Below are 13,181 nucleotides of genomic sequence, written 5' to 3'. Positions count from 1 at the left end.
GTTGAGCGCTGAGTGAATAAGGGAATTCCTTTGCTATCTTTATTTTTGGCTTGTCTTTTTTTCTTTTTATTGAGAAAATCAGTATAGGAAAGGGAAAAAACTTTTCGATAAGTGTAAATCTATGCGAAAGATACGTTATACTACAATGGAAAGGGAGAGTTTCATCATGAAAAAGTGGGTGTATGCGATTGGCGATGTTCATGGAAAATACGATCTCTTTAAAAAATTGGTCAACGAATTTGATCCATTAAATCATCAATTAGTATTGATGGGGGATTTGAATGATAGAGGCCCTAACACGAAAGAATGTTTTTTACTAGGTATGCAACTAGTCAAAGAAAATAACGCGATTTATCTTCGAGGAAACCACGAAGAGTACTTTTTGCAGTTCCTCCAAAGTCCTGAAGACTGGTATGAGCCCTATTTACGGAATGGTGGCAAAGAAACATTTGACAGTCTTTTACATCCTGGGTCAACTGAAGAGTATTCGCCCACAGAGATTGCGTTGATGATTCGCTCACGATATGGCGAACTGATTGATTTTTTATGTGAGCGGCCGCTTTATTACGAATGGCATAATTATCTCTTTGTCCATGCAGGGGTTGACTTAACTAAAAAAGATTGGCATGATACAAACCCTCATGATTTCATCTGGATCCGCGAACCTTTCCATGAAGGTAAAAATAATACAGGAAAAACAATCGTTTTTGGTCATACCATTACCCCTATGCTACACGGAGATATGGAAACGACAGATTTATGGATTCACGATAAGAAAATCGGAATTGACGGTGGAGCAGTCTTCGGTGGATCGATGCATGGTGTGGTTTTTGATGAAACTGGTATCGTTCAAGACATTGAGTATCAAAACACTGAAGGACCGTGGCAAGGAAATTAATGGATCAGGATAACAGTACATGATTCCTTATAAAAGTATTGAGGAAACTCAAATTCCTCAACTATTATAGGGGATTTTTAGTGTGATTGATTTGTTTTGCTAAGAGCTGCTATAAGTACTGTTATCAAATATGATAAAATAAATAAGTATGTGAGAAAATCCACCATTTTTATTTAGAAACAGGGAATAATGAAAATGGCTTTAACTTAAAAAGGGAGTATATTGATGGCAGAGAATTTAAATCAAACAATTGTCCAGTTAGTTCAAAAAGAACTAACGATGTATCATTCAAAACAACTTACCACCGTATTGAATTTATTGAACGAAGGAAATACTGTCCCATTTATTGCACGTTACCGAAAAGAAATGACCGGTAGCTTAGATGAGGTACAAATTCGAGAAATTGAAGAGCGCTATGCTTATTTAGAAAACTTAGAGAAACGAAAACAAGAAGTGATTCGTTTAATCGATGAACAAGGTAAGCTAACGCCAGAATTGAAAAAAGACATTACTTTAGCAGTTAAAATGCAACAAGTAGAAGACTTGTATCGTCCTTATAAACAAAAACGCAGAACGAAAGCGACGATCGCAAAAGAAAAAGGATTAGAGCCTTTTGCCCAGTGGCTTCGCCAATTGCCCAATGAAGATGTCTATGCAGAAGCAAAAAAATACCTCAATGATGAAAAAGAAGTTCATACGGTCGAGGAAGTATTGCAAGGCGCTCACGAAATCATTGCTGAAGAAGTCAGTGATAATGCAACTTACAGAACGTGGGTACGCTCCTATACCTACAATAAAGGTTCTTATGTCAGTGTCGTTAAAAAGAAGGAGCTAGATGAAAAAGCGGTATATGAAATGTATTATGATTATGCCGAACCCATTCATAAAATCGTCTCTCATCGCATTTTAGCGACGAATCGTGGTGAAAAAGAAGGCATTTTGAAAGTCGGACTCCAAGTGGAAGAGGAACCTATTTTGTCTTATCTGGAGCGGCAATTGATCAATAACCCAGCTTCTCCCGCAACTATGTTTGTTAGGAATGCTTATCAAGATAGTTACAAACGATTTATTCAACCTGCGATTGAGCGGGAAGTGCGCAATGAATTAACTGAAAAAGCTGATGAGCAAGCAATTGCGATCTTTGGAGAAAATCTCCGTAATCTCTTGTTACAACCTCCTTTAAAAGGAAAAGTCGTTTTAGGATTCGATCCAGCCTATCGTACAGGATGTAAGTTAGCTGTAGTAGATGCGACAGGTAAAGTTTTGGCAATTGAAGTCATCTATCCGCATAAACCTGCTTCTCAAGCGAAACGTGAAGCTGCAGGACCTGCTTTTGTTCAATTGATCAACCAATACCAAGTAGATATGGTCGCAATAGGAAATGGTACTGCTAGCCGTGAATCAGAACAATTTGTTGCTGAACAATTAAAATCAGCTGATCATAAAGCGTACTATGCGATCGTGAATGAGGCGGGAGCTTCTGTTTATTCTGCAAGTGATATTGCCCGCAAAGAATTTCCTGACCTCCAAGTGGAAGAGCGAAGTGCAGTGTCGATCGCTCGACGTTTGCAAGATCCATTAGCTGAATTAGTGAAGATTGACCCTAAAGCTGTAGGAGTTGGACAATACCAACATGATGTTTCTCAAAAACGTTTAGCGGAACAATTAGATTTTGTAGTAGAAACTGTGGTCAATCAAGTGGGTGTGGATGTTAATACTGCAAGCCCTCAATTATTGCAACACATCTCTGGTTTGAATAAAACAACTGCTCAAAATATTGTGACTTATCGAGAAGAAAATGGTGCGTTTGAGACGCGAGCGCAATTGAAAAAAGTTCCTCGCTTAGGACCAAAGGCTTATGAGCAAGCGATCGGGTTTATCCGTGTACCAGGTGGGAAAAACATTCTTGATAATACAGGCATTCACCCGGAAAGCTATCCAATTGCAAAAGAAATTCTAAAAAGCAACGGGTTATCAGAGAAAGCATTAGGTAAAAAAGAAGCAATCGAAACCCTATCTCAACTTTCTTCCACTCATTTATCCAAAACATTATCTGTAGGAGAAGAAACGTTAGCTGATATTCTTGAAGGGTTAACCCGACCTGGTAGAGATATGCGGGATGAAATGCCAGCCCCACTCTTGCGTTCAGATGTTTTAAGTATGGAAGATTTGAAACCAGGGATGGAGTTGAAAGGGACTGTACGGAATGTAATTGACTTTGGTGCGTTTGTTGATATCGGTGTAAAGCAAGACGGATTAGTTCATCTTTCTAAATTAAGTAAAAAATTTGTTAAACATCCTACTGATGTCGTTTCTGTAGGCGATGTTGTAACAGTTTGGATTGAAGCTGTTGATGTCAATAAAGGAAGAATCAGTTTAACGATGCTTTCCCCTTATGAGGCGAAATAAAGTGACAGAAATCGAATTGCAGCAACTCGTTGAAAAAATCTCGCTAGATAGTTTTTCATTGCCCTTTAAGCATCAAGCAAAATTCAATTCTCGTTTGCGATCTACAGGGGGACGTTATCACTTAAACGACCATCATTTAGATTTTAATTGGAAGATGTTTCAAGAAGTGGATGAAGCGACAAAAGTTGCAATCATTAAACATGAATTATGTCATTATCATTTGCATTTAGCTAATAAAGGTTATCGTCATCGAGATGCTGATTTTAAGGCTTTACTAAAAAAAACGGGTGGTTTAAGATACGCTCCTGCTCTTTCTGCTAAGAAAACGACTAAAATTGAATGGTATCAGTGTGCTAGTTGTACAACCGATATTTACCGCAAACGAAAAATCGATACCAAACGCTATGTTTGCGGGAAATGTCGAGGGCATTTGATTTGGAAGGAAACACTGGATAAAATGCCAAATGAACAGCTTTCCAGTAAGTAAAAAATCTTAAAAAGGAGAAAGAAGCTCATGACGAATCAAGGGGAACAATTGAAAGATTGGAATTGTTTGCTATCTTTTTTGGCTGATGCAAGTGATCAAAGAACAAATGATTCGGCACCAATAGTGATTCTAGCAGGCAATGGCTTACCGATTCTTGCTGATAAGGCAGCTGAACTGTATTTGCAAGGACAAGTGCAGCAAATCTTTCTAGTCGGAGGAATCGGACATGCTACTAAGGTGCTTCGCCAAAATTTTGCAAAGCAAGGGGTTTTATTTGAGGATGGACTCAGTGAAAGTGAGATGTGTTTTCGTTACTTAACAGAAAAATACCACATTCCAACTGAAAGATTCATTTTAGAAACAACCTCGACGAACTCTGGGGAAAATGCACAACATGCCTTGACGATCCTTCAAAAAAAGGGCGCTCTACCTGAACGGATTTTTCTTATGAATGATCCAACATTACAGCGACGTACCAGAGCAACTTTTGAGAAGGTCTGGAAAGGCACAGGAGTAGAATGGTGTAACTATGTCCCATTTGTTCCCCAATTAATTGAACTAGCGGAAGAGTTACATTTTTCTCAGCCAGAGTTGAACGATCAATGGTCGAAAGATTATTTCTATGCGTTAGTTTTAGGAGAAATGGTTCGTTTGAAGGATGATGAGCAGGGCTATGGACCCAATGGGAAAAATTATATGAATCATGTGGACATCCCACAAAAAGTTTGGTCAGCCTATCAACGGATCCGTTCTTCTGTTTCAGGAACTTTCTTGCGTTCATGAGAAAATCATCCCTAGTAGACCAAACGAGAGCGTTAGCCAGTTTTTAAATTTGAACGATTTTTCAAGTAAGTAACCTCTTCAAATATATTTGGTTGAAATTTTTTTAGGTTTATATGATAATGAGGAACGTGTTGTAATAGAAAACAAAATAATGGATGATATTTAAGAGAAGAGGATTCAAATGGAAAATCAAAATAAATTATACCATTTTGTTGGTATTAAAGGATCAGGAATGAGCTCATTGGCACTTGTCCTACACGAGCAAGGGTTACCAGTACAAGGATCAGATATCGAAAAATATTTCTTTACACAAAGGGATTTAGAAAAAGCAAATATCAAAATTTTGCCTTTTGATGCAGAGAATGTTCAACCTGGAATGACGATCATTGCTGGTAATGCTTTCCCAGATACGCATGAGGAGATTCAAAGAGCGAAAGAGTTGGGATTAGAAGTTGTTCGTTATCATGACTTTATTGGCGACTTTATCCAAAACTACACGAGTATTGCAGTGACTGGTTCACATGGTAAAACGAGTACGACAGGATTACTTTCACATATGTTGACTGGCATTCGTCCAACAAGTTATTTAATTGGTGATGGCACAGGACATGGCGATCCCGAAGCAGAATTTTTTGCATTTGAAGCTTGTGAATATCGTCGCCATTTCTTAGCATATTCGCCTGATTATGTTATCATGACAAATATTGATTTTGATCATCCAGATTATTATACAAGTATTGACGATGTGTTTACCGCATTTCAATCAATGGCAAATCAAGTGAAAAAAGCGATCTTTGCCTATGGAGATGATGCTTACTTAAGAAAATTAGAAGCAGATGTTCCGATCTATTATTATGGTGTTTCTGAAGACGATGATATCCAAGCTCGGAATATCGAACGCACAACGACGGGGTCAGCTTTCGATGTTTACCACAAAGATGAATTTGTGGGACATTTCACTGTTCCTGCTTTTGGCAAACATAATATATTAAACGCATTAGGCGTGATCGCAGTTGCTTATTTTGAAAAACTAGACCAAGAAGAAGTAGCGAAAGAATTGTTAACATTCCCCGGTGTAAAACGTCGCTTCAGCGAAAAAATCGTAGCTGATATGACAGTTGTAGATGATTATGCTCATCATCCAGCTGAAATCAAAGCAACAATCGATGGGGCTCGACAAAAGTACCCTGATAAAGAAATCATTGCAGTTTTCCAACCTCATACATTTACCCGCACAATTGCTTTGATGGATGAGTTTGCAGAAGCACTAGATCTTGCAGATAAAGTTTACCTATGTGATATATTTGGCTCTGCTCGAGAAGAACAGGGCGATGTCAAAATTGAAGATCTTGGCAATAAAATCAAAAAAGGTGGTCAAGTGATCAAAGAAGACAATGTTTCTCCTTTACTTGATTTCCACGATGCTGTCATTATCTTTATGGGTGCAGGGGACGTTCAAAAATTTGAACAAGCGTATGAAAAATTATTAAGTAGTACGACAAAGAATGTATTGTAATCTATTTTTTTAAGTAGTCGATTGTAAAGCAGTCTCTATCTGTTAAAGAATGAAACTTAACAGGTAGAGATTTTTTGATTTTTCTGGTTTTCAAAAGAGGAATCAACATCGCTGTCTTCTTTCAGTTTCGTTAATATTTTCTTGTTTTAATCAGTGTAACTTGCCTTTTTGGACTGTTTTGATACAATAAGAAGTGATCAATATATAAACTGGAGGGTTACTAACTTGAACATAAGTAAACCACGTAAATTAGGAAAAACCATCAATGAACTGGAGGAAGGGGACTCGTTGTCTTTAACTGAATCGATTGAAGACAATCAGTTGTTATTGTATTTAGGACTAACAAATGATGCGAATCCACTCTACATCCAACATGATTTTGCGAAACACACGGAATACCAACAACCGATTGTGCCTTCTGTCATGTTGATGGGCATCATCACCAGTGCAATTTCAAAACATTTGCCAGGTCCTGGGTCTCATGTAGTCAATTTTTCTGTCAATTTTATTGAGCCAGTTTTCCATTATCAAACATTGACTTTTCAGTTTGATATTATCAAAGTAGACAAAATGAAAAATGTCGTGACAATCTCTGTCGAAGCAAACAATAGCGAAGAAAATCGGGTATTGGATGCAGTAGTGATGGTTCAGCCACCGGTCGAACCAGAATTAGAGATTACTCTTGAAAGTGAAGGTGAAACATATGAATAATCAAGGTACTATTTCAACAGGACTGAATCGCTTCTATGCTAAGGTCTATGGTTATCTAGGAGGAGGTCTAGCATTAAGTGCGATTATCTCTTATCTCGCATTACAAGTATATCCTCAACAAGTTTTCTCGTTCATCAATAATTTCCCATTAGGCTTTATGGGTCTCTGGATCGTAGAGTTGATTTTAGTAGTTGTATTGGGCGTTAAAGCAGCTAAAAACCCAAGTTTAGCTATTGGTGGTTTTATTGCGTATTCGCTCTTGAATGGACTGACGTTAGCTGTCACATTAGCGATGTATGATATCGGTAGCATTACCAGAGCGTTTATTACAGCAACTGGAATGTTTTTAGGGATGTCCGTTGTAGGCTTGGTTACTAAAAAAGATTTGACAGGTGTCGGCCGTGCCGGAATGGCCGCATTGATTGGTGTCATTATTGCCATGGTCTTAAATGTCTTTATCTTACGAAGTAGCGCTGTAGAGTTGTTTATTTCTCTTCTTTTAGTCGTGATCTTCGCAGGAATTACCGCATATGACAACCAAAAGATCCGGTCAATCTATATAGAATCAAATGGGACAGCACACAGTGGAATCGCCGTTTTCTTGGCATTGCAACTATACCTTGATTTTATCAACTTGTTCTTAGCATTCTTAAGAATTTTCGGACGTAACAATTAAGCGATTGAATGGATCGTTCAGTTGAACAATAATTATGAGAGTGAAAAGCATTGAGTCTTTTCACTCTTTTTTGTCCAGTAAAGTGGTTAATTTGCGTTTTTCTTTTCGCTTTCCTCAGTATTCTTTGTTAGAATAAATAAGAACTTTACAGTAAGGAGTTAGGCAGATGACAAAAAATAAATTATTACTTGTAGATGGAAATAGTGTTGCTTTTCGCGCATTTTTTGCTTTACACAATTCATTAGAACGGTTTAAAAATAGAAATGGGTTGCATACAAATGCGATCTATGCTTTTAACACGATGTTTGAAAATGTGATGCAAAAAGAGCAACCTACTCATGTATTAGTTGCATTCGATGCAGGAAAGACGACATTTAGAACCGAGATGTATGCAGAATACAAAGGTGGCCGTTCAAAAACTCCTGGAGAATTTAAAGAACAGATGCCTTACATTCGTGAATTACTCACAGGACTAGGTGTCCAATACTATGAATTACCTAATTATGAAGCGGATGACATCATTGGGACATTAGCCGAAAAAGTCAATAAAGAAGAATTTGATGTCGTTGTTTTATCTGGTGATCGAGATCTGACTCAATTAGCTAGTAATGAAATCAAAGTAGACATTACGGTGAAAGGTGTGAGTGATATCGAAAGTTACACACCTGAACATGTGGCTGAAAAATATGATGGGTTGACGCCAAATCAAATCATTGATATGAAAGGTTTGGCAGGAGACGCTTCAGACAATATTCCTGGTGTGACGAAAATCGGCGAAAAAACAGCAATCAAATTGTTAAAACAATATGGATCCGTTGAAGGGATCTATGAGCATATTGATGAAATGAAACAAAGCAAAATGAAAGAAAATTTGATCAATGATAAAGAACAAGCTTTCTTATCCAAACAATTAGCGACGATCAATACAGATGCGCCAGTTGAAGTCTCAATTGATTCATTAAAATATGAAGGGAAAAACTTAGAGAAATTGGTGCCATTTTATAAAGAAATGGAATTTAAACAATTTCTGGCAAAGCTGGACCTTGTTGAGGAAGAAGTAGAACTTGAAGATATCCTATTTGAAGTAGTCCATGAATACCATGAGGACATGTTCACGACTGACATGGCTTTATATGTGGAGATGATGGGAGACAATTACCATACAGAAGATATCGTGGGTGTAGCTTGGGGGACGAAACAAAAAATTTATGTTACGAATGATCTAGCGTTATTTGAGAACGAAGCTTTTTGTGCTTGGCTAGCTGATCCAACACGGTTGAAAAAAGTCTATGATGCCAAACGGACTTATGTGGCTTTAAATCGTTATGCCACGAAAACAAAAGGGATCGATTTTGATGTCTTGCTTGGTGCCTACTTGCTTGATACAAATGAGAAAAGTACGGATATTGAAGGAATCGCTGCCCATTATGGCTATCATGAAGTGCAGTCAGATGAAGCAATTTATGGAAAAGGGGCAAAAAAAGGATTACCGGAAGAGGAAGAAGTATTTTTTGCCCACCTTGCCAGAAAAGTATCTGCCATTAATGTTTTAACACCTAAGTTAAGTCAAGAATTAACAGAAAAAAACCAAATGGCCTTGTTCCGTGAGATGGAACTACCCCTTTCAATCATCTTAGCTGAAATGGAAATCACTGGTATCAAAGTTGATGCTTCTCGTTTACAAGAAATGAAAATCGAATTCTCCAATCGATTGAAAGAGATTGAGGAAACAATCTATCAAGAGGCTGGTGAATCCTTCAATTTAAACTCACCAAAACAATTAGGGGTTATTTTATTTGAAAAAATGGGGTTACCGGTGATCAAGAAAACGAAGACAGGCTATTCCACTGCGGTCGATGTTTTAGAACAATTAAGAGAACAAGCCCCAATCGTGGATGACATCTTGACGTATCGCCAAATCGCCAAGATCCAGTCAACTTATGTAGAAGGTTTGTTAAAAGTCATTCAATCCGATGGAAAAGTCCATACCAGATATGTTCAAACATTGACTCAAACAGGGCGTTTAAGTTCAGTAGATCCTAATTTACAGAATATTCCTATCCGCTTAGATGAAGGGCGAAAGATTCGCCAAGCGTTTGTGCCTAGAGAAAAAGACTGGTTGATTTATTCATCTGACTATTCACAAATCGAATTGCGTGTCTTAGCTCATATCTCGAATGATGAACATTTAAAAGCAGCCTTTCTTGAAGGACAAGATATCCATGCAAGTACTGCTATGCGTGTTTTCGGGATTGAAAAAGCAGAAGATGTTACACCAAATATGCGTCGTCAAGCAAAAGCAGTCAATTTTGGGATCGTTTATGGCATCTCTGACTATGGTTTATCACAAAACCTTGGGATTACAAGAAAAGCAGCACAACAGTATATTGATACGTATTTTGAAAAATATCCTGGAGTCAAAGAATATATGGAACGTATCGTTCGTGAAGCGAAGGAACAAGGATTTGTCGAAACTCTTTACCATCGCAGACGTTATTTGCCTGATATCAATTCACGAAATTATAATATACGTTCTTTTGCTGAAAGAACAGCAATCAATACCCCAATCCAAGGAAGTGCCGCTGATATTCTTAAAATCGCGATGATCGAGTTGGATAAACGCTTAAAAGAAGAAAAACTATCAGCAACCATGTTGTTACAAGTACACGATGAATTGGTTTTTGAAGTGCCAGAAACAGAATTAGAACGATTAGACAAATTAGTAAGTGAAGTCATGGAACATGCCGTGTCCTTACACGTACCATTGATTACAGATAGTAGTTGGGGGAAGACGTGGTATGAAGCGAAATAGCTGATTGCCACTATTGAACCGATCTGCTCAATAAATAGATAAAAAAGCAAATAAGTCGAAGGTGAAAACATGCCAGAATTACCAGAAGTAGAAACTGTACGAAAAGGCTTGTCTCGTTTAGTCGTTGGAAAGAAAATCCAAAAAATCCAAGTCTTATGGCCAAGAATCATTGAACAACCAGAAACAGCAATCTTTGAAGCTTCGTTAGTTGGCGAAGAGATTCTGGCTATTGATCGAAGAGGCAAGTTTTTAATTTTTCGTTTGACTCATTATGAATTGATCTCACATTTACGTATGGAAGGAAAATACCAATTTGTTGAAAAAAATGAACCGATCGATAAACACACGCATGTCATTTTTTTCTTTGAAGATGGTAGCCAACTCCGATACCATGATGTACGTAAATTTGGACGAATGACATTAGTTGAAAAAGGAGCGAGTGATGCATACAAAGGCATCATGAAACTCGGTCCCGAACCGTCACCAGATGCATTCTTACTGGACGGCTTTCGTTTAGGTCTACAAAAATCCCATAAAGCAATCAAACCATTATTATTGGATCAAAAGTTAGTAACAGGCCTAGGAAATATCTATGTGGATGAAGCGCTTTGGGAAGCGAAGATCCATCCAGAACAGCCAGCGGATACATTGAAGCCCAAAGAAGCAGAGTTGTTACGAAAAGCAATTATTGACGTGTTGTCTCGGGCAATCGAGGCTGGCGGAACGACGATCAGGAGTTATCTCAATGCGTTAGGTGAGTCAGGTAACTTTCAAGTGGCTTTACATGTATATGGCCAGACTGGTCAGCCATGTGTTCGTTGTCATACACCGATCGTCAAAACAAAAGTAGCGCAAAGGGGGACGCACTATTGTCCAAATTGCCAAAGACTAAAAATCAGCAAGTAGGCTATGTCTTAGGCTTAACTGGTGGAATTGCTACTGGGAAAAGCACTGCAGCAGCTGTTTTTAGCCGTCACCAAATCCCGATGATCGATGGAGATATCATCGCCCGTGAAGTCGTCCAACCTCAGACTCTCGGATTGGCGGCAATCGTTCAAGAATTTGGGGAAGAAATCCTTCAAGAAGATGGCACGCTTGATCGAGTAGCTTTAGCCAAGATTATTTTCGATTCGACAGAACAAAGACAAAAACTTGATCGCTTATTAGACCCATTTATCCGTCAAGCGATTACGGAACAGATTAAGCAACAAAAAGCAAATTATCCTTTAGTTGTCGTTGATATCCCTTTATTATTTGAAGGTCATTATGAACAGGAAATGGATGCTGTAGCAGTCGTTTACCTTCCAGAAGAAATTCAATTGCAACGTTTGATGAAAAGAAATCAATTGACACTGGACGAAGCAAAGAAAAGAATACAAAGCCAGATGCCGATTGAAGAAAAGAAAAAATTAGCAGATATCGTTTTTGACAATTCCGGTAGTAAGGATGAACTGACTTGTCAAATCGAACGTTGGCTCTCGGACTTCAACAATCGATTTCTTTGAGTATATTTAGATAGTTTGCTATGCTGAATATAAAGAAAAGAGGGGGATTGGTATGGGGACTTTTAAAAATCAAAAAGATAAAGTAGTCGGTTCTGCAAAAGAAAAACTAGGAGAGATCTTGAATAAAGATGAACTGGTAGATGAAGGACGGGCACAATCAGAAGCTGCAAAAGAAAATGATGAACGCTACAAAGCCAGAGTCGATGAATTAGAAGACCAACAAGCAGAAAAAGAAGCCAAGGAGCAAAATCTGACACAAGAACGAAAAAAAGATGATCCAACACACAAAAAAACACCTTTACCAGAATCCGATCATATTCCTGAACAACAAAAAATCGATGAACAACGAATGAAACATTATACAGGGATTGAAGAAAAACTTTAATGGGTATAACTTAGACTGTTGAAACAGAGAGTGAGACAAGTTTTGTCTCACTCTCTGTTTTTTTGAAGTATGCACCTGAAAGAAGTTTTTAAGAAGCACTGTTTTACATGCAGTTTTCTCGAAAGTCAAGCCTAATTGTTTTGCTTTGGAACAATTTCGATCAATCGATTGAAAAAAAGGTTCTTCTAACGAGGTTTTTTATACAGGAGAGTCGCCTGTAAGAATTGTTTCATGTTATAATACAACTAGTTACATGTGTGAAACTTTTTTTATGAAAAGCAGGAGTGAATCATAAAAATATTGTTTCATACGTAATTATTTACGTAACTATTATCGAGTGAAAATTTATCCTTTGAATGTTCGTTGAATCAATACTATATAAATTGATTCAATATATTAAATGAATGTATATCAGAAAAATTTCAGATTAAGAGGTGAAAATAATGAGATGTCCTAGATGTCAACATAACAATTCCCGAGTGATTGATAGTCGACAAGCGGATGATGGTCGAGCAATTCGTCGAAGACGAGAGTGCGAAAACTGTTCTTTTCGTTTTACAACATTTGAAAGAATTGAAGCAGCACCTTTATTAGTGATCAAAAAAAATGGGGAACGGGAAGAATTTAATCGTGACAAGATTTTAAGAGGATTAATCCGTTCAGCAGAAAAAAGACCAGTTGCGATGGAACAAATGGAGCAAATCGTAAATCATGTTGAAAATCGGGTGCGAAGTCTTGGTGAAAATGAAGTATCGACGACGTTGATCGGAGAATACGTGATGGAAGATCTGGTCAATTTAGATGAGATTGCTTATATCCGTTTTGCCAGTGTTTATCGTCAATTTAAAGATATGTCGGTGTTTTTAAAAGAATTACAAGACATCGTTGATAAAGCAAAAGAAAATAATAAAGAGAATCATAAAGAGAATCATAAAGAGAATCATAAAGAAAACAACGAATAAATCAGAAATAAAATCAAGTCATAAAAGGAGGCCAAAT

General features: G+C 37.6%; 12 protein-coding genes. All 12 read left to right on the top strand.

Going from position 1 to position 13,181, the window contains the following annotated elements; all coding sequences use genetic code 11:
- Nucleotides 1-166 precede the first annotated feature (166 nt).
- The 12 genes from IGJ27_RS07010 (at nt 167) to nrdR (ending at nt 13,144) form a co-directional block, all read left to right on the top strand.
- Nucleotides 167-898 carry a metallophosphoesterase family protein gene (locus IGJ27_RS07010; protein WP_010719028.1) on the top strand — a complete coding sequence of 244 codons (732 nt, stop codon included), beginning with the start codon at nt 167-169 and terminating at the stop codon, nt 896-898.
- A gap of 225 nt (nt 899-1,123) precedes the next feature.
- Nucleotides 1,124-3,307 (top strand): Tex family protein, encoded by a 2,184-nt coding sequence (locus IGJ27_RS07005; protein ID WP_010737685.1) that lies wholly within the window; start codon nt 1,124-1,126, stop codon nt 3,305-3,307.
- Nucleotide 3,308: 1 nt separating this feature from the next.
- Nucleotides 3,309-3,794: a SprT family protein gene (locus tag IGJ27_RS07000; RefSeq protein ID WP_034698181.1), complete on the top strand. Its 486-nt coding sequence runs from the start codon at nt 3,309-3,311 to the stop codon at nt 3,792-3,794.
- A 27-nt stretch (nt 3,795-3,821) separates the two neighbouring features.
- Nucleotides 3,822-4,577 (top strand): YdcF family protein, encoded by a 756-nt coding sequence (locus IGJ27_RS06995; protein WP_010737683.1) that lies wholly within the window; start codon nt 3,822-3,824, stop codon nt 4,575-4,577.
- A 181-nt stretch (nt 4,578-4,758) separates the two neighbouring features.
- Nucleotides 4,759-6,093 carry a UDP-N-acetylmuramate--L-alanine ligase gene (gene murC / locus IGJ27_RS06990; protein WP_010719032.1) on the top strand — a complete coding sequence of 445 codons (1,335 nt, stop codon included), beginning with the start codon at nt 4,759-4,761 and terminating at the stop codon, nt 6,091-6,093.
- A 225-nt stretch (nt 6,094-6,318) separates the two neighbouring features.
- A complete protein-coding gene (locus IGJ27_RS06985; RefSeq protein ID WP_053766813.1) occupies nt 6,319-6,804 on the top strand; it encodes a MaoC/PaaZ C-terminal domain-containing protein in 486 nt (161 codons plus the stop codon).
- Nucleotides 6,797-7,480, top strand: a complete 684-nt coding sequence (locus tag IGJ27_RS06980) for a Bax inhibitor-1/YccA family protein (RefSeq protein WP_010737680.1) — start codon at nt 6,797-6,799, stop codon at nt 7,478-7,480. Before IGJ27_RS06985 ends, IGJ27_RS06980 begins: the two co-directional genes overlap by 8 nt.
- A gap of 166 nt (nt 7,481-7,646) precedes the next feature.
- On the top strand, nt 7,647-10,292 hold the full coding sequence (gene polA / locus IGJ27_RS06975) for a DNA polymerase I (RefSeq protein ID WP_010719035.1): 2,646 nt from the start codon (nt 7,647-7,649) through the stop codon (nt 10,290-10,292).
- A gap of 69 nt (nt 10,293-10,361) precedes the next feature.
- Nucleotides 10,362-11,198, top strand: a complete 837-nt coding sequence (gene mutM, locus IGJ27_RS06970) for a DNA-formamidopyrimidine glycosylase (RefSeq protein WP_081127508.1) — start codon at nt 10,362-10,364, stop codon at nt 11,196-11,198.
- Nucleotides 11,162-11,797, top strand: a complete 636-nt coding sequence (coaE, locus tag IGJ27_RS06965) for a dephospho-CoA kinase (protein ID WP_081127510.1) — start codon at nt 11,162-11,164, stop codon at nt 11,795-11,797. The genes mutM and coaE overlap by 37 nt, the downstream gene beginning before the upstream one ends.
- 52 nt (nt 11,798-11,849) lie before the next feature.
- Complete coding sequence (locus IGJ27_RS06960; protein WP_178305912.1) at nt 11,850-12,182, top strand: CsbD family protein; 333 nt, start codon at nt 11,850-11,852, stop codon at nt 12,180-12,182.
- Nucleotides 12,183-12,625: 443 nt separating this feature from the next.
- Nucleotides 12,626-13,144 (top strand): transcriptional regulator NrdR, encoded by a 519-nt coding sequence (nrdR, locus tag IGJ27_RS06955; RefSeq protein WP_178305913.1) that lies wholly within the window; start codon nt 12,626-12,628, stop codon nt 13,142-13,144.
- Nucleotides 13,145-13,181: the final 37 nt, after the last annotated feature.

Source organism: Enterococcus sp. DIV1726a (genome assembly GCF_051710985.1).
Classification (GTDB): Bacteria; Bacillota; Bacilli; order Lactobacillales; family Enterococcaceae; genus Enterococcus_B; species Enterococcus_B hirae.
Note: the sequence above shows the minus strand (reverse complement) of the source record. Positions and strands in the feature narration are given on the sequence as shown.

Excerpts from the sequence above, each read along its gene's own strand:
- murC (WP_010719032.1), top strand. The coding sequence starts at position 4,759 with ATGGAAAATCAAAATAAATTATACCATTTTGTTGGTATTAAAGGATCA.
- nrdR (WP_178305913.1), top strand. The coding sequence starts at position 12,626 with ATGAGATGTCCTAGATGTCAACATAACAATTCCCGAGTGATTGATAGT.
- IGJ27_RS06980 (WP_010737680.1), top strand. The coding sequence starts at position 6,797 with ATGAATAATCAAGGTACTATTTCAACAGGACTGAATCGCTTCTATGCT.
- mutM (WP_081127508.1), top strand. The coding sequence starts at position 10,362 with ATGCCAGAATTACCAGAAGTAGAAACTGTACGAAAAGGCTTGTCTCGT.
- polA (WP_010719035.1), top strand. The coding sequence starts at position 7,647 with ATGACAAAAAATAAATTATTACTTGTAGATGGAAATAGTGTTGCTTTT.
- IGJ27_RS06960 (WP_178305912.1), top strand. The coding sequence starts at position 11,850 with ATGGGGACTTTTAAAAATCAAAAAGATAAAGTAGTCGGTTCTGCAAAA.
- IGJ27_RS07010 (WP_010719028.1), top strand. The coding sequence starts at position 167 with ATGAAAAAGTGGGTGTATGCGATTGGCGATGTTCATGGAAAATACGAT.
- IGJ27_RS07005 (WP_010737685.1), top strand. The coding sequence starts at position 1,124 with ATGGCAGAGAATTTAAATCAAACAATTGTCCAGTTAGTTCAAAAAGAA.
- IGJ27_RS06995 (WP_010737683.1), top strand. The coding sequence starts at position 3,822 with ATGACGAATCAAGGGGAACAATTGAAAGATTGGAATTGTTTGCTATCT.